This window comes from Cellulosimicrobium sp. 72-3, assembly GCF_013127315.1.
Lineage (GTDB): Bacteria > Actinomycetota > Actinomycetes > Actinomycetales > Cellulomonadaceae > Cellulosimicrobium > Cellulosimicrobium funkei.
The window spans coordinates 2,917,014-2,940,569 of sequence record NZ_CP053419.1 but is presented as its reverse complement, the minus strand read 5'-3'; the positions used below and the strand labels follow the sequence as shown (position 1 = coordinate 2,940,569).

Here is a 23,556-nt window from a genome sequence, read left to right as displayed (position 1 = left end):
GACCCTACCCGGGTCAGCCCAGGTCGGCGGCGACCGCGCGGCCCGCGACACGGCCGGAGTAGAGGCACCCGCCGAGGAACGTCCCCTCGAGCGCGCGGTGGCCGTGCACGCCGCCCCCGCCGAACCCGGCCGCCTCGCCCGCGGCCCAGAGCCCGGGCAGCACGGACCCGTCCGCGCGCAGCACCCGCGCGGAGGTGTCCGTCCACAGGCCGCCGAGCGTCTTGCGCGTCAGCACGGAGAGGCGGACGGCGAGCAGCGGCCCGTCCTTCGGCGTCGTCAGGGGCCGTGGCGGCGACACGCGGATGAGGCGGTCGACGCGGTAGCGGCGCGCCATCGCCGTCGCGACGACCTGCGGGTCCTTGCCCAGCCCCGTGCGGACCTGCTCGTCGCGCAGGCGGACGACGCGCGCCAGGGCCGCCGGGTCGACGTGCCCGCGCGAGCCCGGCGTGGCCTCGACGAGCGCGTTCATCCGGGCGGCGAGCTCCTCGGGGGTGTCGGCCCATACGAACTCCGGCGACTGCTCGGCGAACCGTGCGACCGGTCCGACGGCGCCGGGCAGCACCCGCTGGGCGAGGAGCCGCACGTCCTTGCCCGTGAGGTCGGGGTTCTGCTCCGAGCCGGACAGCGCGAACTCCGACTCCATGATCGCCTTGTTGAGCACGAACCAGGAGTGGTCGTCGCCGCGCTCGGTGACGTGCTGGAGCGCGCCGAGGGCGTCGAAGCCGGGGAACAGCGGGGCGGGCAGCCGGTTGCCGTCGGCGTCGAGCCACAGCGAGCTCGGTCCCGGCAGGATGCGGATCCCGTGGTCCGTCCAGACCGGCGAGTGGTTCGCGATCCCCTCCGGGTAGTGCCACATGCGGTCCTCGTGCACGAGGGCCGCGCCCGCGTCGGCGGCGACGCCGATCATGAGCCCGTCGGTCGAGTCGGGCACTCCGGAGAGCATGCGTGCGGGGAGCCGGCCCGCCGTCTGCGGCCAGCGCGAGCGCACGAGCTCGTGGTTCGCGCCGATGCCGCCCGAGGTCACGACGACGGCGCTCGCCGCGATCTCGACCTCCCCGACGACGTCGCGCGAGGACGGCACCCCGCGCCCGGCGTCCGACGGCGCGAGCACCTGCGCGCGCACGCCCGTCACCGCGCCGTCGGTCACGACGAGCGACGTGACCCGGTGCCGGAACCGGACGTCGAGCAGGCCCGCGGCGCGCGCGTCCAGGGCGGCGCGGACGAACGGCTCGAGGATGCCGGGGCCGGTGCCCCACGTGACGTGGAAGCGGGGCACGGAGTTGCCGTGCGCGCCGGCGGCGGACCCGTCGGCGCCCGAGCGCACCGGGTACCCGCCGCGCTCCGCCCACTGCACGAGCGGGAACCACCGCACGCCCTTGTCGTGCAGCCAGCCGCGCATCTCCCCGGCGGCGAAGTCGACGAAGCCCTGCGCCCACGCGTAGCCGTGGCGGTCGGGCCCCTCGCCGCGGTCCGCGCCGGGCGCGAACTGCGCGGACCCGAGCCAGTCGTCGAACGCGAGCTCGGCGGAGTCCGTAACGCCCATGCGCCGCTGCTCGGGAGAGCCGACGAGGAAGAGCCCGCCGAACGACCACCACGCCTGGCCGCCCAGGCTCGCCGCCGGTTCCTGGTCGAGCAGGACCACCCGGCGACCCGCGGCCGTGAGCTCGGTCGCCGCGACGAGACCGGAGAGCCCGGCCCCCACGACGACGACCTCGGGGTCCTCGATCGTGGGAGAGGTGGGGGAGGAGTCGACCGCGCTGTCACTCATGCGGGAAGAGTAGAGCACGTGTCCAGACCTCGGCGGGCAGGGGCGACCACGGCTCTACCTCGCGAGACCACGGCTCTACCTCGGGAGACCTGGGCTCTCCCTCTGCGGGGTGGGGGACACGTACACGCGCAGGCTCAGCGCCTCGAGCCCGACGACGTCGCCCGGGCGGGCGGCGCTCTCGCCCGGGGCGCGGTCCGGGTCGTCCGGGTGCTCCCAGTCGGAGTCCCACACGAGCTCCCAGCGCTCGGGCTCGCCGCCCGCGGCGGCCCGCAGCCCGGGGAGCGTCACGTCGACCGGGTCGAGCGCCCCGGTGAGCACGACGAGCACGTCGGCGTCGCAGGGCTCCGGGGCGGTGCGCAGCATCTGGAGCGTCCGGACGCCCGGGTCGTGCCACGCCCCGTGGTCCAGCGGTCCGCCGTCGGCGCCGAACCACGCCAGGTCGGGCACCGCCGTCGGGCGGGGGCCCTGGCCGCTGCCGGCCGCCGTGCCCGCCCCGGTGCCGCCCTCTCCACCGGCCGCCGTGCCGGCTGCCGCACCCGCCCCGGTGCCGCCTTCCCCACCGGTCCCCGTGCCGGCTGCCGCACCAGCCCTCGCACCGGACGCCGCGCCGCCGGGGCCGTCCGGCGCCGCCGGGCGCGGGCGGCCGGTGAAGAACGCGTCGGGGCGCAGCGCGGCGTGCTCGCGCCGCAGCGCGAGGAGGTGGCGCGCGGTGGCGAGCAGGTCCTTGCGCCACGGGGACAGGTCCCACGACACCCAGGACGTCTCGTCGTCCTGCACGTAGGCGTTGTTGTTGCCGCGCTGGGTGCGGCCCATCTCGTCGCCCGCGGTGATCATCGGGGTGCCCGCGGCGAGCACGAGCGTCGCGAGGAGGTTGCGGATCGAACGGCGCCGCAGCGGGGCGATCTCGACGCCGAGCCCGTCGAGCACGCCGCCCGCGGTGGCGTCCGGGGTGACCGGGCCCTCGAGCCCGTGGTTCCAGGACCGGTTGTCGTCCGTGCCGTCCCGGTTGTTCTCGCCGTTCGCGAGGTTGTGCTTGTGGTCGTAGGCCACGAGGTCGGCGAGCGTGAAGCCGTCGTGCGCGGTCACGTAGCTCACCGACGCGACCGGCCCGCGCACGAGCGGCGGGTCCGAGTGGCCGAACAGGTCGGCCGACCCCGCGAGGCGCGTCGCGAGGTCGCGCACGCCGTGCCCCGGGCGCCCGTGCGACGCCTCGCGCGCGTCCGCGAGCCAGAACTGGCGCGCCGCGTCGCGGAACCGGTCGTTCCACTCCGCGAGCGGCGGCGGGAACTGGCCGGTGCGCCAGCCGCCGGGGCCCACGTCCCACGGCTCGGCGACGAGCTTGAGCCCGCACAGCACCGGGTCGGTCTGGAGCGCGACGAGGAACGGGTGGTCCGGGTCGAACCCGGTCGCGCCGCGGCCCAGCGTCACGGCGAGGTCGAACCGGAAGCCGTCGACCCCGACGACCTCGGCCCAGTACCGCAGCGAGTCGAGCGCGGCCCGCACGACCGCGGGGCGGCGGAAGTCGAGCGAGTTGCCCGTCCCGGTGACGTCCGCGAGGCGCGCGGGCGTGCCGCCGTCGTGCAGGTAGTACCCGGCGTTGTCGAGGCCGCGCCACGACAGGTGGTACCCGTCGGCCCCGCCCTCGCACGTGTGGTTGTGCACGACGTCGAGCAGGACCTCGATCCCCGCCTCGTGCAGCAGGTGCACCATGCCGCGCACCTCGTCGAGCACGGCGGCCGGCCCGGCGTCCTGCGCGGCGCGCGTCGCGTACGCGGCGTGGGGCGCGAAGAACCCGAGCGTCGAGTAGCCCCAGTAGTTCGTGCGGCCGCTCGCGAGCAGGTGCGGCTCCGGCACGTTCGCGTGCACGGGGAGCAGTTCGACGGTGGTCACGCCGAGGCTCCGCAGGTGCTCGATCGTCACCGGGTGCGCGACGCCCGCGTACGTGCCGCGCAGGTGCTCGGGCAGCGCCTCCAGGCGCTGCGTGAGGCCGCGCACGTGCGCCTCGTAGACCACCGTGTCGCGCCACGGGACGCGGGGGCGGGCAGCGAGCGTCCCGGTCGGCTCGGCGACCACGACCGAGTGCGGGACGAACGGCAGCGAGTCGCGCGGGTCGGGCGGGCCGTACGGGTCGTCGCCGACCTGGCCGCGGATCGCCGGGTCGTCGACGAGCTCGCCCACGAGGCCCCGCGCGTACGGGTCGACGAGCAGCTTCGCGGGGTTGTGGCGCAGCCCGGCCGCGGGCTCCCACGGGCCGTGGACGCGGAAGCCGTAGCGCTGGCCGGGGCCGACGCCCGGGACGTGCGCGTGCCAGACGCCGTAGGCCGGCCCGGCGAGCGGGACCCGGCGCTCGCGGTAGCGCGCCGGGTCGTGCGCGGGCAGCGCCGGGTCGACGACGTCCACGAGGCACAGCTCGACGGCGGTCGCGTGCGACGCGAGCACGGCGACGTCGACGCCGTCCCCGGCGGGGCGCACCCCGAGCGGCGGGACGAGGGCGTGCCGGTCGACGCTCCCGGGCGCGGTCGGCGGGGCGGGTCTCGGGTCGGGCGACGGCTCGTGCACCCGTCCATTGTGGCGGGTGTCACCGGCTCCTCCGGTCGCCCGCCGGTAGGCTTCGGCGGAGCGGGCCGGGTACCTCTCCGGCCGACCGCCCAGCGCACAGGGAGAGCAGCCGATGCGGATCGTCGTCGCCGTGAAGTACGTCCCGGACATCCACGCCGACCGGGGCTTCGAGGACGGCCGCGTGGTGCGCCGGGCCGACGAGGGCACGCTCAACGAGCTCGACGAGAACGCGGTCGAGGCCGCGCTGCGCCTCAAGGAGGCGCTGCCGGAGGCGGAGCGCGAGACCAGCGAGGTGGTCGTGCTCACCGTCGCGGGGCCGGACGCCGACGGCGCCGTGCGCCGCTCGTTCCAGCTCGGCGCGGACCGCGGCGTGCGCGTGAGCGACGACGCGATCGCGGGCTCCGACTACTTCGGCACCGCGCGCGTGCTCGCCGCCGCGGTGCGCCGCCTCGCGGACGAGGCCCCGGTGGACGTCGTCGTGACGGGCATGGCCGCGCTCGACGGCCTGGGCTCCGTCGTCCCGGCGCTCCTGTCGGCCGAGCTCGGCCTGCCGCAGCTCACGCTGGCCGGGAAGCTCGAGGTCGAGGGCGAGCCGGGCGCGCGCACCGCGCGCGTCACGCGCGAGCTCGACGGCGTCGAGGAGGTCCTCGAGGCGCCGCTGCCCGCCGTCGTGTCGGTCACCGACCACGCGAACGACCCGCGCATGCCCAACTTCAAGCTCATCATGGCGGCGCGCACGCGCCCCGTGGAGGCGTGGAGCCTCGCCGACCTCGGCGTCGACGCCGCGCTCGTCGGCGACGCCGGAGCCCGCACGCGCGTGCTCGACGCGTCGCCGCGGCCGCCGCGCCCCGACGCCGAGATCGTCGTCGACAAGGGCGAGGGCGGCCGCGCCCTCGCCGAGTTCCTCATCCGCAACGACCTGGTCTGAGAGGCGTCCGCACATGAGCACCCCCGGGGCCCGTACCGTCCTCGTCCTCCTCGACTCCGCGGCCACCGAGCTGCGGACGCCCGTGCTGGAGCTGATCACCCTCGGCCGCGCGCTCGGGCGCGTGGAGGCCGTCGCGCTCGAGGCGCCGAGCGTCGGCGTCCTCGCCCAGCTCGGCGCGCACGGCGTCGCGCTCGTGCGCCAGGCCGAGCCGTCGTCGGGCGGGGAGGTCGTCACCGGCGACGCGCTGCACCTGACGCCCGTCGTCGCCGAGGTCCTCGCCGCCGCCACGCGCGCGTCGCACGCCGACGCCGTCCTGCTGACGTCGTCGTTCCCGAACAAGGAGGCCGCGGCGCGCCTCGCGTTCCTCACGGGCGCCGGCCTCGTCGTCGACGCCTCAGCGCTGCACGACGACGGCACCCACCTCGTGGCCGACAAGCGCGTCTTCGCGGGCTCGTGGGACGTGCGCAGCGAGATCCTCACCGACCCGGCGGTGCTGACGCTCCGCGCGAACTCGGTCGTGCCGCAGCCGGCGGACGCCGCCGTCGCGACCGAGGTCGAGGCGCTGCGCGTCGAGCTGACGCCGGCGGCGACCGCGGCGCGCGTCGTGTCCCGCACGGTCGACGCGTCCGCGGGCGCGGGGCGCCCCGCGCTCGGGGAGGCCGCGATCGTCGTGGCCGGGGGCCGTGGCACGAACGGCGACTTCGGCCCCGTGGTCGAGCTCGCCGACGCGCTCGGCGCCGCCGTGGGCGCGACGCGCGACGCCGTCTACGAGGGCTGGCACGACCAGTTCGTCGGGCAGACGGGCGTCACCGTGGCGCCCCGCCTGTACATCGGCGCGGGCATCTCGGGCGCTCCGCACCACCGCGGCGGCATGCAGGCCTCGCAGGTGATCGTCGCGGTGAACAACGACCCGGAGTGCCCGCTGTTCGAGATCTCGGACTTCGCGGTCGTGGGCGACCTCGCGGACGTGCTGCCGCAGGCGGCCGAGGTGCTGCGCGAGCACCGGGCGTCGCAGGGCTGAGCACCCGGCCGGCGCCGAGAGTTCACCCGGTGTCCTCCGGGCGGTGGCCGGCCGGTCATCGATCGTTCCTAGCGTCGGGCCGACTCCTCGGTGACGGGGAGGCCCCCCGACCCGTGGAGACGACCGATGACGATCACGCCTGCCCCTGAGCATCGCCCCCTGCTCTCCGTCGCGCCGCACGCGCGCGGCAAGCGCAGCCCCGTCACCTGCCGGCTGAAGTGCGCGGACGCGTGCTCGCACCCGGTCCCCAACGAGAGCGCGAACGAGACGTTCCGCGACGTGGTCGCGGGCGCGCTGTCGCGCCGCGCGCTGCTCGGCGGGCTCGCGGTGGGAGCCGCGGCCGTCGTGCTCGGCGCGCAGACCGTCGCCGCGCCGTCCGCCGCCGCCCAGGGCGTCGTGGCGCACGGCGGCCACGGCGGGGGCCGCCCGCAGAAGGGCCTCGCGTTCGGCGCGATCTCGCCCCAGCCCGCGACGCGCGACGCGCTCGTCGTCCCCGAGGGTTACCGGTGGCGCCCGGTGATCCGCTGGGGCGACCCGATCCTGCGTGGCGGTGCGCCGTTCGACGTCTCGCGCCAGACCCCGGAGCAGCAGGCGCGGCAGTTCGGCTACAACAACGACTACCTCGACATCCTGCCGTTCGAGCGCCAGCACGCCCTCGCCGGCGGCCGTGGCGCGGGCAAGGGGCCGGGCCGGGGGACGCGCGGGCTGCTCGTCGCGAACCACGAGTACACGAACCCGGCGATCATGTTCGACGCCTCGTACGACGCCCCGACCCGCCGCGCGATCGAGCGCGCGGCGCACGGCATGTCCGTCGTCGAGGTGCGCCGTCGTCGGACCGGGACGCCGTGGGACTACGTGGCCGACAGCCGGTACAACCGCCGCGTGCACCTGACGACCGAGTTCCGCCTCACCGGGCCCGTCGCGGGGTCGGACCTCGTCAGGACGGTCGCCGACCCGTCGGGCACGCGCGTGCTCGGCACGCTCAACAACTGCGCGGGCGGCACGACCCCGTGGGGCACCGTGCTCTCGGGCGAGGAGAACTACAACGGCTACTTCCGCACGTCGGGCACGGGTCACGACGCGCGCTACGGCCTGCGCGACGCCGCGACCGGGTACGGGTGGGAGCTCGACGACCCGCGGTTCGACGCCCGCAACCCCGGGTACGAGAACGAGCCGAACCGGTTCGGCTGGATCGTCGAGATCGACCCGTACGCGCCCGACGAGCCGCCGGTGAAGCACACCGCGCTCGGCCGGTTCAAGCACGAGGGCGCCAACGTGATCCTCTCGCGCCGGGGGAACGCGGTCGCGTACATGGGCGACGACGAGCGCTTCGACTACGTGTACAAGTTCGTCTCGTCGCGCACGATGCGCCCGGGGAACAGCGAGGGCGCGCGTCGCCACAACAAGACGCTGCTCACCGAGGGCTCGCTGTACGTCGCGCGGTTCCGCGGCGACTCGCCGGCGTCCGAGATCGACGGCTCGGGCGCGGTGCCGTCCGACGGCGCGTTCGACGGCCGGGGCGAGTGGGTCCCGCTCGTCGTCGACGGGCGCAGCGAGGTCGAGGGCATGACCGTCGAGGAGGTGCTCGTCTACACGCGCGTCGCGGCCGACAAGGTCGGGGCGACGAAGATGGACCGCCCCGAGGACGTCGAGCCCAACCCGGTCACGGGTCGCGTCTACGTCGCGTGCACCAACAACACCGCGCGCGGGCCGGCGGCGGCCGAGGCCGCGACCGAGCCGAACCCGCGCAACACCAACCGCGACGGGCACGTCGTGGAGATCGTCGAGGACCGAGACGACGCCGCGTCGCTGACGTTCCGCTGGAACCTGCTGCTCGTCGCGGGCGACCCCGCGACGAACACCTCCACCTACTTCTCGGGCTACCCGAAGGAGAAGGTCTCCCCGATCTCCTGCCCGGACAACCTCGCGTTCGACGCCGAGGGCAACCTGTGGATCTCGACCGACGGCCAGCCGAGCACGATCCAGAAGTGCGACGGGCTGTTCAAGGTCACGCTCGACGGCCGCGAGCGCGGGCGCGTCGAGCAGTTCCTCTCGGTGCCGCGCGGCGCCGAGACGTGCGGGCCCGTCGTGGACTCGGCGGACCGCATGGTCTACGTCGCGGTGCAGCACCCCGGCGAGGACGGGACGTTCGACGCGCAGGTGTCGCACTTCCCGGACTACCTCACGCCGGGCGCCCCGGTGCCGCCGGGAGCCTTCGCCGGGCCGCGGCCCGCGGTCGTGCAGGTCTGGCAGGACTGACGCCCGGCCCCGACGCCACGACGGCCCCGGCGCTACGACGGCGCCGGGGCCGTCACGCGCTCAGAGCCCGAGCTGCTCCAGCCACGCGACGGCCGCGACGCCCTGGGCGCGCTGGAACGGTCGCAGGCGAGGGATGGTCGGGATCGCGGGCTGCCGCGCGGAGTGCAGGAAGTACCCGGCGATCCCCGCGACGACGGCGCGCAGGTCCGTGGGGTGCACGTCCTGGCCGAGCGGGTGCGCGGCGAACGTCGCAGCCGCCCAGGCGCCCCCGCGCGCGCGTCGCGCCGGGTCGGCGCTCACGGTGACGGGCTCGCACACCTCCCGGACGCCCTGCATGACGACGCTCGGCAGGAGCATCGCGAGGTCGAGCCACGCGGCGCCGCGCGACGCGTACGGCCAGTCGACGAGGTACACCTTCTCCGGGGTCAGCAGCACGTTGTCGGCGCGCAGGTCGCCGTGCACGAAGGACTCGCCCTCGCACGCGACGAGCGCCCCGCGCTCGGCCTCCGCGAGCGCGTCGAGGTGCGCCGCGGCCCAGGGCACGAGCGTGGCGAGGCCGGGGTCGGGGTGCGCGCGCAGGGCCCGCCAGCCGGTCGCCATGTCGGCGAAGTCGGGGCCGGTCGGCGGCAGGCGCATCGCCCGGGCGCCGGGCACGGACGCGACGCGGACGAGCGCCGCGAGCACGCGGTCGAGCTCGTGCGGGTCCCACGGCGTGCCGGGCGAGCGCCCGTCGACCGCCTCGTACGCGAGCGCGACCCAGTCGCCGTCGCCGTGGCCCCAGGCGAAGCGCGGCGCCGGGACCGCGCGGGGCAGCCGCGTCGCGACCTTCGCCTCGGCGCGGTGCAGGTCGGCGGCCACGGGCTCGTCGGCGGTCCGTGCGGCCTTGACGAAGAGGCGGCTGCCGTCGTCGAGCGTGAGGACGGACGCGAGCCCCGGGCTGAACCCCGCCGGGACCGACCGCTCGTGCACGACCCTGCCCCCGGCGACCGCCTCCAGCTCGTCGCGCAGCGCGAGCGGCAGGTCGGCCCAGAGCAGGCGCCGGCCGCCCGAGGCGACCGGGACGTCCCCGGCGGCCTCGACGGCGGGCGGCGCGACGTCGTCGGGCATCGAGAGGCCACTTCCCCTGTCGGTGGCTGGACGGTCCCGCCCGCGGCACGTTCCCGTCCCGCGGCGACGTGTGGCGCGCGACGGCGGTCCTGCGATCGGGCGAGCGCCCGGCGACGGCCGGGCGTAGATGTCCCACAACCTAGCGCTTTCCGCCGGGATGTCCAGCGCCGCCCACCCCTCGGACCACGAGCGCGGCCCTGCGGTTCGTAGACTGGGTGACCGTGACCCTTGCTCCCGGCCCCGCGACCGGCGCCCGCCCCGGCGCGCACGGCGGGCCGACCCCCGTCCCCGTGACGGCCTACCTCGACCACGCCGCCACGACGCCGCTGTCCCCGGCGGCGCGCGACGCGTTCGTCGACGAGCTCACCCGCACGGGCAACCCGTCGTCGCTGCACGCCGCGGGGCGCGCCGCGCGGCGCACGGTCGAGGAGGCGCGCGAGTCGGTCGCCGCCGCGCTCGGCGCGCGACCGAGCGAGGTCGTCTTCACGGCGGGCGGCACGGAGGCCGACAACCTCGCGGTCAAGGGCCTGTTCTGGGGCCGGCGCACCACCGACCCGCGCCGGCGGCGCATCGTCGTGTCCGCCGTCGAGCACCACGCGGTGCTCGACCCCGCGTTCTGGATGGCGGAGCACGCGGGCGCCGAGATCGTCCTGCTGCCCGTGGACGCCGAGGGGCGCGTGGACCTCGCCGCCCTGCGCGCCGAGATCGCCGAGCACGCGGACGAGATCGCCCTCATCTCCGTCATGTGGGCCAACAACGAGGTGGGGACGCTGCAGCCCGTGCCGGAGGTCGTGCAGCTCGTGCGGCCGCACGGCATCCCGGTGCACTCCGACGCCGTGCAGGCCGTCGGGCAGGTGCCGGTCGACTTCGCCGCGAGCGGCCTCGACGCGATGACCGTCTCCGGGCACAAGCTCGGCGGCCCGGTCGGCGTCGGCGCGCTCGTCGCCCGGCGCGACGCCCCGCTCACGCCCGTGCTGCACGGCGGCGGCCAGGAGCGCGGCGTGCGCTCGGGGACGCTCGACGCCCCCGCGATCCGCGCGTTCGGCGTCGCGGTCACCGAGGCGGTCGGGCGCCGGGCCGAGCGGGCCGCGCACCTCGCCGCGCTGCGCGACGAGCTCGTCGCGGGCGTGCGCGAGCGCGTCCCGGACGCCGTCCTCAGCGGGCCCGAGCCCGGCGCGCACGACGGCGTCGACCGCCTGCCCGGCAACGCCCACTTCACGTTCCCCGGCGCCGAGGGCGACTCCCTGCTCTACCTGCTCGACTCCGCGGGCGTGCAGGCCTCGACCGGCTCGGCGTGCCAGGCCGGCGTGCCGCAGCCGTCGCACGTCCTGCTCGCCATGGGCGTCCCCGAGGCGGACGCGCGGGGTGCCCTCCGCTTCTCGCTCGGCGTGACGTCGACGCGCGACGACGTCGCGCGCCTCCTCGACGCCCTGCCCCGAGCCGTCGAGCGCGCCCGGGCCGCGGGCCTCGCGTCGAGCCCGGCGCGCACGCGCGTCACGAGCCGCACGGGGGGTGCCGCGTGAGGGTCCTGGCCGCCATGTCGGGCGGCGTCGACTCGGCCGTCGCCGCGGCGCTCGCGGTCGAGGCCGGGCACGAGGTGGTCGGCGTGCACATGGCGCTCTCGCGCGACCGCGACCAGTTCCGCACCGGCTCGCGCGGGTGCTGCTCGATCGAGGACGCGGGGGACGCGCGCCGCGCGGCCGACGTGCTCGGCATCCCGTACTACGTGTGGGACCTCTCCGAGCGGTTCGAGGACACGGTGGTCGCCGACTTCCTCGCGGAGTACGAGGCCGGGCGCACGCCCAACCCGTGCGTGCGCTGCAACGAGCACATCAAGTTCGAGGCGCTGCTGGACAAGGCGACGGCGCTCGGGTTCGACGCCGTCGCGACGGGCCACTACGCGCGCGTCGAGACGCGCGAGGTCCCCGACGCGTCCGCGCCGGACGGGGTGCGCACGGTGCGCGAGCTGCACCGCTCCCCGAACGCGGCGAAGGACCAGTCGTACGTCCTCGCGGTCATGGGTCCCGAGCGGCTCGCGCGGGCGGTCTTCCCGCTCGGCGGCTTCGCGTCCAAGGACGAGGTCCGCGCCGAGGCCGCGCGGCGCGGCCTGTCGGTCTCCGCGAAGCCCGACTCCTACGACATCTGCTTCGTCGCCGACGGCGACACCCAGGGCTTCCTGCGCGCGCGCCTCGGCGCGCGGCCGGGCGAGATCGTCGACGCGGAGGGCACGGTGCTCGGCGAGCACGAGGGCGCCTACGCGTACACGGTCGGGCAGCGCAAGGGGCTCGGGATCGACCGCCCCGCGCCCGACGGCCGCCCGCGCTACGTGCTCGACGTCCAGCCCGCGAGCAACCGGGTGGTCGTCGGCCCGGCCGAGCTGCTGAGCGTCGACCGGATCGAGGCGGGGTCCGCCGTCTGGTTCGACGACGCGCGCCCGCCCGCGGGCGAGGCGGCCGACGTCGAGGTGCAGGTGCGTGCGCACGGTGCGCCCGTCCCCGCGCGCGTGCGCGCCGTCCCCGACGGGTCGATCGAGGTCGAGCTCACCGGCACGCCGCTCCGGGGCGTCGCGGCCGGTCAGTCGCTCGTCGTCTACGCCGGCACGCGCGTGCTCGGGCAGGGCACGGTCGACCGGGCGTACCGGGCCGGGCGAGGCTCCGGCGCCCCGCGCGAGCCGGAGGCTCAGCCGACGCCGACGGCCGCCGGGTGAGCGAGCGCCCGCACGAGCGCCGACTCGTCGCGCACGCACCAGTGCTCGGCCGCGCGTCCCTCGGCGAAGCGGAGCACGTGCATCTCGCGGACGCGGAACCGGCGGCCCGTCGGCGCGACGCCGCGGAAGTAGCCGGTGTGCCGCGCGCTGAGCTCGACGTGCAGCGCCACGAGGTCGCCCTCCGCGACCGCGTGCAGCACCTCGACGTGCTGGTCCTCGAACGCGTCCGCGTACCAGTGCATGGTCGCGACGAGGCCCTCGTCGCCGCCGTCGCCGCCCGGTGCCGCGTCGTGGTTGCGGAAGCCCGGCGCGAGCAGCGCCGCGACGGCGTCGGCGTGGTTGCCCGGGATCGCGTGCGTGTGCACGGCGACGGCGGCGGCCTTGTTCTCGTGCGTGCCCATGGCGGGGTCCTTCCGCGGGACGGCCGTGCGGCCCCCGGACCCCGGCGGGGTCGCGGCACGGCTCGGTGTTCCGGTGTGCTCCTGGAGAGAGGTGGACGGCACGTGGTTCGTGACGAGGTGCGCGGTCTCCCGCGCGAGGCGGCCCCCGGGGGTGCGGCATGACCGCGGTGAGCGGGCTCGGGCCGTGGCCCGGCGGAGAGGGCGCGGACGTCCTCGAGGCGCAGCTCACGGTGCTCGGCGACCTCGCCGCCGTGCCGACGGGCGTGCGGGGAGTGCCGTTCCTCGTCCAGCTCCCGGGCCGCGGGCCCGGCGCCGACGCGACGGGGCGGACGGCGGCGCTGCTGCCCGGGCTGCCCGTCGAGCTCGGCCCCCACGGCTGGAAGCTCGCGGACCACGGCGGCGCGGACCTGCGCCGCGCGGAGGCGTACCTGCGCGAGGACGTGGAGGCGCTCACCATCGCGGGCGCCGGGTACGCGGGGCCGCTCGCCGTCACGGTCACCGGGCCGTGGACGCTCGCCGCCGAGGTGTACCTCGCGCGCGGCGACCGCGTGTTGTCCGACCGCGGCGCGGTGCGCGAGGTCGTCGAGGCGCTCGCCGCGGGCGCGACCGAGCACGTCGCGCAGGTGCGCCGTCAGGTCCCGGGGGCGGACGTCGTCGTGCAGGTGGACGAGCCGCTGCTCGCGCAGGTGGGCGCGGGCGTGCTGCCCACGTTCTCGGGCTACTCGCGCCTGCGCGCCGTCCCCGGCCCGGACCTCGTGGACGGGCTGCGCCCGGTGCTCGACGCCGCGCGCGCCGCGTCCGCGTCGACGGTCGTCCACGTGGGCCCCGCCTGGGTGGGCGTCGCGCCGGTCGTCCTCGCGGGCGCCGACGCGGTCGGCCTGACGCTCGGCGCGTGGGACGAGCGGTCCTGGGAGACGGTCGCGCGCGCGGTCGAGCGCGGCGTGCGCCTCTGGGCCGCGCTGCCGCCCGCGAAGGTCTCGCAGTGCGCGGGGCCGGCGCTGGGCGAGCTCGCCGACCTCGTCAGCGTGCCGTGGCGGCGCATCGGGCTCGGGCTGCCCGCGCTCGACGACGTGACGCTCCTCGGCGCGCCGCGGTCCGGCGTCGGCGGCGGCCCCGGTCGCGGGGTCGCCGGCACGCCCGACGAGCACCGTGCGCTGCTCGCGAACCTCGGCCGCGTCGCCGACGTGCTGGCCGAGCGGGCGCACGCCTGAGCGTCGCCCGGACACGCCCTGAACGCTTTCCGCGCACGGCTCCGGGTGCGTACGCTTGACCTCGCGCGACGGTCACGACGGCGACGTGCGGACGGCCGTCCCGCGGCCTCCGGACGGCGCGGGAACGGCCGGGCGCAGACCCTCGTCCCCCCACCGCGAAGGATCTCCATGCCCGTCCTGCGAGCCGTGCTGTTCGACCTCGACGGCGTCCTCACGCCGACCGCCGAGCTCCACATGCGCGCCTGGGAACGGCTGTTCGCGCCCTACTGCGCCGCGCACGGCCTCGCCCCGTACACCGCCGCGGACTACTTCGCGTCGATCGACGGGAAGCCCCGGTACGACGGCGTCGCGACGTTCCTCGCGTCGCGGGGCGTCACGCTGCCGCGCGGCGAGGTCACGGACGCGCCGGGGGAGTCCACCGTGTGCGCGCTCGGCAACCGCAAGGACGAGATCGTCAACCGCATGTTCGCCGAGGAGGGCATCGCGCCGTACCCGGGCTCGGTCCGGTTCCTCGACGCCGTGACCGCGGCGGGCGCGGCGGTCGCCGTCGTGTCGTCGTCGCGCAACACGCCCGCCGTCCTCGCGGCGGCCGGGCTCACGCACCGGTTCGCGGTCGTCGTGGACGGGAACGTCGCGGCGCGCGAGCACGTCGCCGGCAAGCCCGCACCGGACACGTACCTGTACGCGGCGCAGCTGCTGGACGTCCCCGCCGCGGAGGCCGTCGTGGTCGAGGACGCGCTGTCGGGCGTGCAGGCCGGCGCGGCCGGCGGGTTCGGTCTGGTGCTCGGCGTCGACCGCGGGGTGGGCGCGGACGCGCTGCTCGCGCACGGGGCCGACGTCGTCGTGGCCGACCTCGGCGAGCTCGACGCGACGGTCCTCGACCGTCCGCGCGCGGCGACCGCCGACGTCGCCCGTCCCGCCGTCACCGGCCCCGCCGACGAGGAGGCGGGCGCGTGATCCGCCGGACCGCCGACGAGCGCGGCACCGTCGACCGCCTGCGCTTCCCGGCCGACCCGTGGCGGCTCGTCGAGTCGCAGTTCTCCGCGGAGGACCTGGGCGTCACCGAGACGCTGTTCGCCGTCGCGAACGGCTACCTCGGCATGCGCGGCAACGTCGAGGAGGGCCGCGAGTCCCACTCGCACGGCACGTTCGTCAACGGCTTCCACGAGACCTGGCCCATCCGGCACGCGGAGGAGGCGTACGGCTTCGCGCGCGTCGGGCAGACGATCGTCAACGTCCCGGACGCCAAGGTCATCCGCCTCTACGTGGACGACGAGCCCCTCCTGCTGCCCGTCGCGGACCTCATCGACTACGAGCGCTCGCTCGACCTCCAGGACGGCGTCCTGCGGCGCGAGCTGCTGTGGCGCACGCCGTCGGGCAAGCGCGTGCAGATCCGCTCGCAGCGCATGGTGTCGTTCGTCGAGCGCCACCTCGCGGTCATGACGTTCGAGGTCACGCTCCTCGACGCGGCCGCGCCCGTCGCGATCTCGTCCCAGATCCTCAACCGCCAGGACGGCCAGGACGAGTACCACGTGCGGTCCGCGTCGCTGGGGGAGGGCTTCGACCCGCGCAAGACGAACCAGTTCACCGGGCGCGTGCTGCAGCCGCAGACGCAGTTCGGCGACGACGAGCGCCTCGTGCTGTCCTACCGCTGCACCAACTCCGGCATGACGCTCGCCGTCGCGGCCGACGACCTGCTCGAGACCGAGAACGAGTGGGACGTGCGCACGCTCGCCGAGGACGACCTCGCGAAGCACGTGTTCCGCGTGCACGCCGAGCCCGGGCGGCCGATCCGGCTCACCAAGCTCGTCGCGTACCACACGTCGCGCGGCGTGCCGTCGCGCGAGCTCGTCGACCGCTGCCGGCGCACGCTCGACCGGGCGCGCGAGACCGGCGTCGAGGCCCAGCTCGCGCTCCACCGCGAGTGGCTCGACGACTTCTGGGCCCGCTCCGACGTCGAGATCCCCGGCCAGCCGGGCGTCCAGCAGGCCGTGCGCTGGAACCTGTTCCAGCTCGCGCAGGCCACGGCCCGTGCCGAGGGCAACGGCGTCCCCGCGAAGGGCCTCACCGGCTCCGGGTACAGCGGGCACTACTTCTGGGACACCGAGATCTACGTCCTGCCGTTCCTCACGTACACGAGCCCGCGGTACGCGCGCAACGCGCTGCGCTTCCGCTACCAGATGCTCGACGCCGCCCGGCGCCGCGCCGCGGAGCTGTCGCAGAAGGGCGCGCTCTTCCCCTGGCGCACGATCAACGGCGAGGAGGCGTCCGCCTACTACGCGGCCGGGACGGCGCAGTACCACATCGACGCCGACGTGAGCTACGCGCTCGTGCAGTACGTGCGCGCGACCGGCGACGAGGACTTCCTGCGCCGCGAGGCCGCGGACATCCTCGTCGAGACGGCGCGCATGTGGGAGGACCTCGGCTTCTGGCGTGCCAACGGCGACGACAACTTCCACATCCACGGCGTCACCGGGCCGGACGAGTACACGACCGTCGTCAACGACAACCTCTTCACGAACGTCATGGCACGCTTCAACCTGCGCGCCGCGGCGTACGTCGTCGAGCGCATGAAGGCCGACCACCCCGAGGACTACGCGCGTCTCGTGGACCGGCTCTCGCTCGGCGCGTACGAGGCCGCGGAGTGGGTCCGCGCGGCCGACCACATGTCGATCCCGTACGCCGAGAGCATCGGCATCCACCCGCAGGACTCGCACTTCCTCGAGCGCGAGATCTGGGACCTCGCGCACACGCCCGAGGACAAGCGGCCCCTCCTGCTGCACTACCACCCGCTCGTCATCTACCGCTACCAGGTGCTCAAGCAGGCCGACGTCGTGCTCGCGCTGTTCCTCCAGGGGCAGCACTTCAGCGCCGAGGAGAAGCTCGCCGACTTCGAGTACTACGACCCGTTGACCACGGGCGACTCGACGCTCTCGGGCGTCGTGCAGTCCATCGTCGCGGCCGAGGTGGGGTACCACGAGCTCGCGCTCGAGTACTTCGTGTCGTCGATCTTCGTCGACCTCGCGAACCTGCACGCCAACGCGTCCGACGGCGTGCACGTCGCGTCCGCGGGCGGCACGTGGTCCGCGCTCGCGTACGGGTTCGGCGGCATGCGCGACTCGGAGGGCGACCTCACGTTCGACCCGCGCCTGCCCCAGGAGTGGGAGTCGCTCACGTTCCGCGTGCAGTGGCGCGGCTCGCGGCTGCGCGTCACCGTGCTGCCCGACGCGATCGAGCTCGACGCCGAGACCGGCGACGGCGCGCAGGTCGTCGTGCGGGGCGAGCAGGTGAAGGTCGTCCCGGGCGAGGTCGCGCGCGTCGCGCTCGACGGCCAGGGCCCGGTCAGGCCGGGCCGCCCGAGCCTGCGCGCCCTCTCCGGCAACCGCCGCGAGGACGGCACCCTCATCACCGCGACGGTGCCGCACTCCTGAGGCCCGCCCGCACCTCGCCGACCAGGTGGTCCTGGCGCGTCCGGTCTCGCGGACGCGCCAGGACCACCTGCTCGGCCCGGCGGGAGCGCCCGGTCAGCCGAGGCGCTCGGCGAGGAAGCGGTAGTGCACCGCGGCCATGTGCGCGGCCTGGGCGTTGTTCGCGGCGCCGCCGTGGCCGCCCTCGATGTTCTCGTAGTACGTGACGTCCTTGCCCTCGCCGAGCATCTTCGCGGCGAGCTTGCGCGCGTGGCCCGGGTGGACGCGGTCGTCCTTCGTCGACGTCGTGAACAGCACGGGCGGGTACTCGCGCTCGGCGTCGAACAGGTGGTACGGCGAGAACGTGCGGATGAACTCCCACTGCTCGGGGTCGTCCGGGTCGCCGTACTCCGCGGCCCACGACGCCCCCGCGAGGAGCTTCGTGTAGCGGCGCATGTCGAGCAGCGGCACGCCGACGATGACGGCGCCGAACAGCTCGGGGTACTGCGTGAGCATGTTGCCGGCGAGCAGGCCGCCGTTGGAGCGGCCCTCCATCCCCAGGTGCTCGGGCGTGGTGATCCCGCGGGCGACGAGGTCGCGCGCGACGGCGGCGAAGTCCTCGTAGGCGCGGTGGCGGTTCGCCTTGAGCGCGGCCTGGTGCCACGCGGGCCCGTACTCGCCGCCGCCGCGGATGTTCGCGACGACGTAGACGCCGCCCTGCGACAGCCACGCGCGGCCGAGCGCGCCGGAGTAGGCGGGCGTGAGCGAGATCTCGAAGCCGCCGTACCCGTACAGGAGCGTGGGCGCGGTACCGGTTCCGCTGCCGCCCTCGCCCGCCCCCGCGACGAGGTCCGCGCGGCCCACGACGAAGTACGGCACGCGGGTGCCGTCGTCGGACGTGGCGAAGTGCTGCGCGACCGTCATGCCGTCGGCGTCGAAGAACGCGGGGTTGGACTTGACGACCTCGGGCGCGCCCGCGTCGCCCGGGTGCTCGCCGAGCGACAGGAGCGAGAGCGTCGTCGGCGTGAGGTAGTCGGTCGTGACGAGCCAGAGGTCGTCGGTGTCGACGGGGTCGACCGCCCCGACGGCGACCGTGCCCAGCGCGGGCAGGCCCGGGATCTCCGAGCGCACCCACGGCGCGTCCGCGGCCTCCTGCCCGACGGCGCCCCCGGGCGCGGCGGCGTCCGGCGGCGTCAGCACGTGGAGCCGGTTCTTCACGTCGTCGAGCACGTTGACGACGAGGTGGTGGCGCGTCCACGTGGCGCCGGCGAGCGACGTCGTCGCCGTCGGCTCGAAGAGCACGGTGAAGCCGCGGTCGCCCGCGAGGAAGTCGTCGAACCGGGCCGCGAGGAGCGACCCGGCGCGGTACGTCGCGCCGCCGACCGTCCAGTCGTCGCGCAGCTCGACGAGCAGCCACTCGCGCCGCACGCCGACCTCGGCGGAGTCGGGCACGTCGATCTTCGTCAGGCGCTGCTCGGGCGTGCCGGTGCGCTCGGCGAGGTAGAGCTCGTCGGAGTAGAACGCCTTGGAGCGGTGCACGAAGTCGCGCTCGAACCCGGGCGTGTGCGAGCGCCAGGCGGAGATGTACATGTCCTCGTCGGTGCCCTCGTAGACGGTCACCGCGGCGTCGAGCGGGGTGCCGCGCGTCCAGCGCTTGACCACGCGCGGGTACCCGGACGGCGTGAGCGTGCCCTCGCCGAAGTCGGTGAAGACGTACACGGTGTCGGCGTCGATCCAGCCGAGCGAGCCCTTGGCCTCGGCGCGGTGGAAGCCGCCGTCCTGCGGCGCGACGAACAGCTTCTCCACGAGGTCGAACTCGCGCGTGACGTCGGCGTCGGAGCCGCCGGGGGAGAGCTCGACGAGCGCGTGCCGCCAGGGCTCGCCCGCGGCGAGCTGCTCCGGCGTCGGGCGCAGGACGCTCGCGCCGTGCCAGACCCACGACTCGCCCTCGGCCGCGGCGAGCGCGTCGAGGTCGAGGACGGTCTCCCACTCCGGGTCGTCGGTGCGGTAGGACTCGAGCGTCGTGCGCCGCCAGACGCCGCGCTCGTGCTGCGCGTCGCGCCAGAAGTTGTAGTACCGGTCGCCGATCTTCGAGACCTCGGGGATCTTCGCGTCGGAGTCGAGCACCTCGCGGATCGCACGCTCGGTCGCGGCGAACTCGTCGGCGGTCTCGAGCGTGTCGGCGACCTCGGCGTTGCGGGCGCGGACCCAGGCCAGCGCCTCGTCGCCCTCGACGTCCTCGAGCCAGAGGTACGGGTCGTGGGGGGTGCCGTCCGGTCGGTCGGTCGCGGCGCGGCTCTCGGTCGCGGGCGAGGGGCTCGTCGTCTGCTCGGCGGTCATGGTCACCCACCCTACGGCGCGCGGGCCGTGGTGCGGAGGTCACGAGGAGGCGGGGACCTTCGGCCCGCATCGGGGCCGGACCCTTGTGGGGACGCGCGGCTTGTGAAAACCTTCACAAGTAGAGAGACCGCCGAAGGAGCCGGGGCATCCCGGCCCCGGCACACCCGCGGCCGACGCCCGGCGAGGTCGGGCACCGGAGGGGACGCATGAGCGCGAAGAGCGCCAGCACGAAGGTCGAGAACCGCACCGAGGACACCCGCACGACGCACGAGATCGACGTCCTCGTCGAGCGGGCCCGCAAGGCGCTCGACCAGTACATGAGCCTCACGCAGGAGGACGTCGACCGGATCGTCCTCAAGGCGTCCGTCGCCGGCCTGCACCAGCACGGCCACCTCGCGCAGATGGCCGTCGCCGAGACCGGGCGCGGCGTCTTCGAGGACAAGGCGACGAAGAACATCTTCGCGTGCGAGCACGTGCCCAACTCGATGGCGAACCTCAAGACGGTCGGGGTCATCGGCCGCGACGAGCTCACGGGCGTCGTCGAGATCGCCGAGCCCGTCGGCGTCGTGTGCGCCGTGACGCCGGTGACGAACCCGACGTCGACCACGATCTTCAAGTCGCTCATCGCGCTCAAGACGCGCAACCCCGTGGTGTTCGCGTTCCACCCGAGCGCGCAGCGCTCGTCGGTCGAGGCGGCCCGCATCGTGCGCGACGCCGCGGTCGCGGCCGGCGCGCCCGACGACTGCATCCAGTGGGTCGAGCACCCGTCGATCGAGGCGACCAGCACGCTCATGCACCACCCGGGTGTCGCGCTCATCCTCGCGACGGGCGGCAACGGCATGGTCCGCGCGGCCTACTCGGCCGGCAAGCCCGCCCTCGGCGTCGGCGCGGGGAACGTCCCGGCCTACGTCGAGAAGAGCGCCGACCTCGGCCGCGCGATCAACGACGTGGTCATGTCGAAGGCGTTCGACAACGGCATGGTGTGCGCCTCGGAGCAGGCGCTCATCCTCGACGACGCGATCTACGACGACGCGATGCGCGAGCTCGCCCGCCTGCACGCCTACCGGGTGACGCCCGCCGAGAAGGCGATGCTCGAGCGCCTCATCTTCGGGGTCGAGGCGAACGGCACGAACTGCGCCGGGGCGAAGCTCAACCCGAAGGTCGTGGGCAAGTCGCCGGTGTGGATCGCGCGCGAGGCCGGGTTCGAGGTCCCCGACGACACGTCGATCATCCTCGCGGAGATCGACGACGTCGGCCCCGGCGAGCCGCTGAGCCGCGAGAAGCTCACGCCCGTCCTGGCCGTCCTGCGGGCGCGCGACACCGAGCACGGCGTCCGCCTCGCGGAGCGCATGGTCGAGCTCGACGGCCTGGGCCACTCGGCCGCGATCCACACGTCCGACGAGGCGCTCGTCGAGCGGTACGGGTCGCGCGTGAAGGCCGTGCGCGTGCTGTGGAACAGCCCGACGTCGCTCGGCGGCATCGGCGACATCTACAACGCGCTGCTCCCGTCGCTCACGCTGGGCTGCGGCAGCTACGGCGCGAACTCGGTGTCGAACAACGTGTCGGCGGTCAACCTCATCAACGTCAAGCGGATCGGGCGGCGCAACAACAACATGCAGTGGTTCAAGGTGCCCGCCAAGACGTACTTCGAGCCGAACTCGATCCAGTACCTCGCGCAGATGCGCGACGTGCACCGCGTCACGATCGTCACCGACAAGGTCATGAGCCGCATCGGCGTCGTCGACCGCGTGCTCGACGTCCTCGCCCGCCGCGAGGAGAAGGTCGCGATCCAGATCATCGACGCGGTCGAGCCGGAGCCGAGCGTCGGCACCGTGAACCGCGGCGCCGAGTCGATGCGCGACTTCGAGCCCGACACGATCATCGCGATCGGCGGCGGGTCGCCGATGGACGCCGCCAAGGTCATGTGGCTGCGGTACGAGCATCCGGAGATCGAGTTCTCCGACATGCGGGAGAAGTTCTTCGACGTGCGCAAGCGCGCGTACAAGTTCCCGGAGCTCGGGGGCCGGGCGAAGCTCGTGTGCATCCCGACGTCGTCGGGCACCGGCGCGGAGGTGACGCCGTTCGCGGTCATCACCGACCCGGAGACGGGCTTCAAGTACCCGCTCGCGGACTACGCGCTCACCCCGACCGTCGCCATCGTCGACCCCGTGCTCACGGACACCATGCCGGCGAAGCTCGCCGCCGACTCGGGCTTCGACGCCCTCACGCACGCGACCGAGGCGTTCGTCTCCGTCTACGCGAACGACTTCACCGACGGGCTGTGCCTGCAGGCGATCAAGATGGTCTTCGAGCACATCGAGGACTCGGTCACGCAGGGCGCGGCGGCCCCGAAGGCCCGCGAGAAGATGCACAACGCGGCGACCATCGCGGGCATGGCGTTCGGCTCGGCGATGCTCGGCATCGTGCACGCCATGGCGCACACCGTGGGCTCGACCTTCCACCTCGTGCACGGGCGCACCAACGCGGTGCTCCTGCCGCACGTGATCCGCTACAACGGCCAGGTGCCCACGAAGCTCACGAGCTGGCCCAAGTACGAGCGCTACGTGGCCCCGGAGCGGTTCCAGGAGATCGCGAAGCACCTCGGGCTGCCGGCCTCCACCCCGGAGGAGGGCGTCGAGTCGTACGCGAGGGCGGTCGAGGAGCTGCGCGCCAAGGTGGGCATCGAGGCCACGTTCGCCGCGCAGGGCGTCGACGAGCGGGCGTTCATGAGCCGCCTGGACGACCTCGCGCTCCGGTCGTTCGAGGACCAGTGCGCCCCGGCGAACCCGCGGATGCCGGTCCTGGAGGACATGCGCGACATCCTCGTCGCGGCCTACCGCGGCAGCAGCCGCGAGGTCGTGCGGGCAGAGCGTCTCGCGGCCCACGAGGGCGCGAGCACCGAGGACGGGCAGGCGGCGACCCCGCCTGCCGGGAGCGTGGCGGCCGGCTGACCCTTCCCGGCCCCACGAAACCCGGAGCCCGACGGCGCGAGTCCCCTTCCGCCGTCGGGCTCCGTCGTGTGACGGGAGGGCCCGCGATGTGCTATCTATGAGTAGCACGCGTGGCGCGGGCGCCCCTCGCGGAGCGGGGGGAGGGGGTCGTTCGAGAACGGGGTGATACCGATAAGTCTGTAGACCGAGGAGTAGCGCTGGGTGACGGTTGCACGCGTGCAAGGAGATCTGCAGCGCGCGCTGGGTGAGAACCTGCGGACCCTCCGGGTCGGCCGCGGGATGAGCCAGGAGGACTTCGCCGAGTTCCTCGGCGTCCACCGGACCTACATGGGCGGGGTCGAGCGCGGGGAGCGCAACCTGACCCTCCGCTCGGTCGAGAAGCTCGCCGAGCGGCTCGACGTCGACCCCGTCTCGCTCCTCCGTCCACCGCCTTCGTAACGGCGCGGTCCGGCGTGTCGGACGCCCCCGGCATCATGGTCCCGTCGCCGGGGAGGTGATCGGCATGACCGACGTGCTCGACAGCACGACAGGGGGATCAGCAGTGTGGGCTTCGCCGCTCGGGAGGCCGTCCTGGCAGGTGGACGACTGCCCGCCGTGGTGCGTGGCCGTCCACGAGGAGGGCGACCACCCGCACGACCGCAAGCACCTCGGCCCGGAGCTCACGGTGCCCGCCACGACCCTCGCGGCGCACGCGTCGCCGGACGGCGTGCACCGGGACGAGCGGTCGGCGTCGGAGCTCGTGGTGTCGCTCCACCGCAGGGACGGGTCGCACGACACGTGGGTCTACGTGGGCGACGGGTTCGAGCAGCGTCTCGAGGTGCTGCTCGGCGACATGTGGCGCATCGTCGAGGCGTTCGGGCACGCGGTCGAGGGCCTGCCCCCGGAGGCGTGAGCCGG

General features: G+C 75.0%; 16 protein-coding genes. 11 read left to right on the top strand and 5 right to left on the bottom strand.

The features are described from left to right. Nucleotides 1-13: 13 nt before the first annotated feature. The gene (locus tag HKK73_RS13245) at nucleotides 14-1,768 is read right to left on the bottom strand and encodes an FAD-binding dehydrogenase (protein WP_144681017.1); all 1,755 of its coding nucleotides are present in this window, start codon (nucleotides 1,766-1,768) and stop codon (nucleotides 14-16) included. A 75-nt stretch (nucleotides 1,769-1,843) separates the two neighbouring features. Then, complete coding sequence (gene glgX / locus HKK73_RS13240) at nucleotides 1,844-4,327, bottom strand: glycogen debranching protein GlgX (protein WP_371810554.1); 2,484 nt, start codon at nucleotides 4,325-4,327, stop codon at nucleotides 1,844-1,846. 112 nt (nucleotides 4,328-4,439) lie between these two features. Here glgX and HKK73_RS13235 point away from each other — a divergent pair, with 112 nt between their 5' ends. The 3 genes from HKK73_RS13235 (at nucleotide 4,440) to HKK73_RS13225 (ending at nucleotide 8,535) form a co-directional block, all read left to right on the top strand. Next, complete coding sequence (locus tag HKK73_RS13235) at nucleotides 4,440-5,255, top strand: electron transfer flavoprotein subunit beta/FixA family protein (protein ID WP_034655378.1); 816 nt, start codon at nucleotides 4,440-4,442, stop codon at nucleotides 5,253-5,255. 13 nt (nucleotides 5,256-5,268) lie between these two features. Next, on the top strand, nucleotides 5,269-6,276 hold the full coding sequence (locus HKK73_RS13230; RefSeq protein ID WP_137281226.1) for an electron transfer flavoprotein subunit alpha/FixB family protein: 1,008 nt from the start codon (nucleotides 5,269-5,271) through the stop codon (nucleotides 6,274-6,276). Nucleotides 6,277-6,402: 126 nt separating this feature from the next. Next, nucleotides 6,403-8,535 (top strand): PhoX family phosphatase, encoded by a 2,133-nt coding sequence (locus HKK73_RS13225; RefSeq protein ID WP_144722677.1) that lies wholly within the window; start codon nucleotides 6,403-6,405, stop codon nucleotides 8,533-8,535. 60 nt (nucleotides 8,536-8,595) lie between these two features. On the opposite strand, the gene HKK73_RS13220 is transcribed toward HKK73_RS13225, so the two are convergent. Continuing rightward, the gene (locus tag HKK73_RS13220; RefSeq protein WP_085387580.1) at nucleotides 8,596-9,642 is read right to left on the bottom strand and encodes an aminoglycoside phosphotransferase family protein; all 1,047 of its coding nucleotides are present in this window, start codon (nucleotides 9,640-9,642) and stop codon (nucleotides 8,596-8,598) included. 290 nt (nucleotides 9,643-9,932) lie between these two features. Here HKK73_RS13220 and HKK73_RS13215 point away from each other — a divergent pair, with 290 nt between their 5' ends. Both HKK73_RS13215 and mnmA read left to right on the top strand, forming a co-directional pair. Next, nucleotides 9,933-11,165 carry a cysteine desulfurase family protein gene (locus HKK73_RS13215; RefSeq protein WP_171468769.1) on the top strand — a complete coding sequence of 411 codons (1,233 nt, stop codon included), beginning with the start codon at nucleotides 9,933-9,935 and terminating at the stop codon, nucleotides 11,163-11,165. After that, a complete protein-coding gene (gene mnmA / locus HKK73_RS13210) occupies nucleotides 11,162-12,349 on the top strand; it encodes a tRNA 2-thiouridine(34) synthase MnmA (RefSeq protein WP_144722676.1) in 1,188 nt (395 codons plus the stop codon). Before HKK73_RS13215 ends, mnmA begins: the two co-directional genes overlap by 4 nt. On the opposite strand, the gene HKK73_RS13205 is transcribed toward mnmA, so the two are convergent. Continuing rightward, on the bottom strand, nucleotides 12,322-12,750 hold the full coding sequence (locus tag HKK73_RS13205; RefSeq protein ID WP_085387582.1) for an ester cyclase: 429 nt from the start codon (nucleotides 12,748-12,750) through the stop codon (nucleotides 12,322-12,324). The genes mnmA and HKK73_RS13205 overlap by 28 nt on opposite strands. A 158-nt stretch (nucleotides 12,751-12,908) precedes the next feature. On the opposite strand from HKK73_RS13205, the gene HKK73_RS13200 reads away from it, so the two are divergent. The 3 genes from HKK73_RS13200 to HKK73_RS13190 all read left to right on the top strand — a co-directional run bounded on the left by HKK73_RS13200 (nucleotide 12,909) and on the right by HKK73_RS13190 (nucleotide 17,392). Beyond that, nucleotides 12,909-13,961: a hypothetical protein gene (locus HKK73_RS13200; RefSeq protein ID WP_171468176.1), complete on the top strand. Its 1,053-nt coding sequence runs from the start codon at nucleotides 12,909-12,911 to the stop codon at nucleotides 13,959-13,961. 168 nt (nucleotides 13,962-14,129) lie between these two features. Further along, nucleotides 14,130-14,918, top strand: a complete 789-nt coding sequence (locus HKK73_RS13195; RefSeq protein WP_051876909.1) for an HAD family phosphatase — start codon at nucleotides 14,130-14,132, stop codon at nucleotides 14,916-14,918. Then, nucleotides 14,915-17,392: a glycoside hydrolase family 65 protein gene (locus tag HKK73_RS13190; RefSeq protein WP_171468175.1), complete on the top strand. Its 2,478-nt coding sequence runs from the start codon at nucleotides 14,915-14,917 to the stop codon at nucleotides 17,390-17,392. The genes HKK73_RS13195 and HKK73_RS13190 overlap by 4 nt, the downstream gene beginning before the upstream one ends. Before the next feature lie 93 nt (nucleotides 17,393-17,485). Here the strand turns inward: HKK73_RS13190 and HKK73_RS13185 are convergent, their stop codons facing one another. Next, nucleotides 17,486-19,708 carry a prolyl oligopeptidase family protein gene (locus HKK73_RS13185; RefSeq protein WP_043656201.1) on the bottom strand — a complete coding sequence of 741 codons (2,223 nt, stop codon included), beginning with the start codon at nucleotides 19,706-19,708 and terminating at the stop codon, nucleotides 17,486-17,488. A 206-nt stretch (nucleotides 19,709-19,914) separates the two neighbouring features. On the opposite strand from HKK73_RS13185, the gene adhE reads away from it, so the two are divergent. The 3 genes from adhE (at nucleotide 19,915) to HKK73_RS13170 (ending at nucleotide 23,551) form a co-directional block, all read left to right on the top strand. Beyond that, the gene (gene adhE / locus HKK73_RS13180; protein WP_171468174.1) at nucleotides 19,915-22,659 is read left to right on the top strand and encodes a bifunctional acetaldehyde-CoA/alcohol dehydrogenase; all 2,745 of its coding nucleotides are present in this window, start codon (nucleotides 19,915-19,917) and stop codon (nucleotides 22,657-22,659) included. Between the two features lie 216 nt (nucleotides 22,660-22,875). Continuing rightward, entirely contained in the window at nucleotides 22,876-23,097 is a 222-nt protein-coding gene (locus tag HKK73_RS13175; protein WP_031315411.1) for a helix-turn-helix domain-containing protein, read from the top strand. A gap of 64 nt (nucleotides 23,098-23,161) precedes the next feature. Continuing rightward, the gene (locus tag HKK73_RS13170; RefSeq protein WP_128082891.1) at nucleotides 23,162-23,551 is read left to right on the top strand and encodes a hypothetical protein; all 390 of its coding nucleotides are present in this window, start codon (nucleotides 23,162-23,164) and stop codon (nucleotides 23,549-23,551) included. The last annotated feature ends 5 nt before the right edge of the window (nucleotides 23,552-23,556 follow it).

Coding starts and splice junctions, on each gene's coding strand:
- HKK73_RS13235 (WP_034655378.1), top strand. CDS start 4,440: ATGCGGATCGTCGTCGCCGTGAAGTACGTCCCGGACATCCACGCCGAC.
- HKK73_RS13205 (WP_085387582.1), bottom strand. CDS start 12,750: ATGGGCACGCACGAGAACAAGGCCGCCGCCGTCGCCGTGCACACGCAC.
- HKK73_RS13185 (WP_043656201.1), bottom strand. CDS start 19,708: ATGACCGCCGAGCAGACGACGAGCCCCTCGCCCGCGACCGAGAGCCGC.
- HKK73_RS13220 (WP_085387580.1), bottom strand. CDS start 9,642: ATGCCCGACGACGTCGCGCCGCCCGCCGTCGAGGCCGCCGGGGACGTC.
- HKK73_RS13170 (WP_128082891.1), top strand. CDS start 23,162: ATGACCGACGTGCTCGACAGCACGACAGGGGGATCAGCAGTGTGGGCT.
- HKK73_RS13230 (WP_137281226.1), top strand. CDS start 5,269: ATGAGCACCCCCGGGGCCCGTACCGTCCTCGTCCTCCTCGACTCCGCG.
- HKK73_RS13245 (WP_144681017.1), bottom strand. CDS start 1,768: ATGAGTGACAGCGCGGTCGACTCCTCCCCCACCTCTCCCACGATCGAG.
- HKK73_RS13200 (WP_171468176.1), top strand. CDS start 12,909: ATGACCGCGGTGAGCGGGCTCGGGCCGTGGCCCGGCGGAGAGGGCGCG.
- adhE (WP_171468174.1), top strand. CDS start 19,915: ATGAGCGCGAAGAGCGCCAGCACGAAGGTCGAGAACCGCACCGAGGAC.
- HKK73_RS13195 (WP_051876909.1), top strand. CDS start 14,130: ATGCCCGTCCTGCGAGCCGTGCTGTTCGACCTCGACGGCGTCCTCACG.
- HKK73_RS13225 (WP_144722677.1), top strand. CDS start 6,403: ATGACGATCACGCCTGCCCCTGAGCATCGCCCCCTGCTCTCCGTCGCG.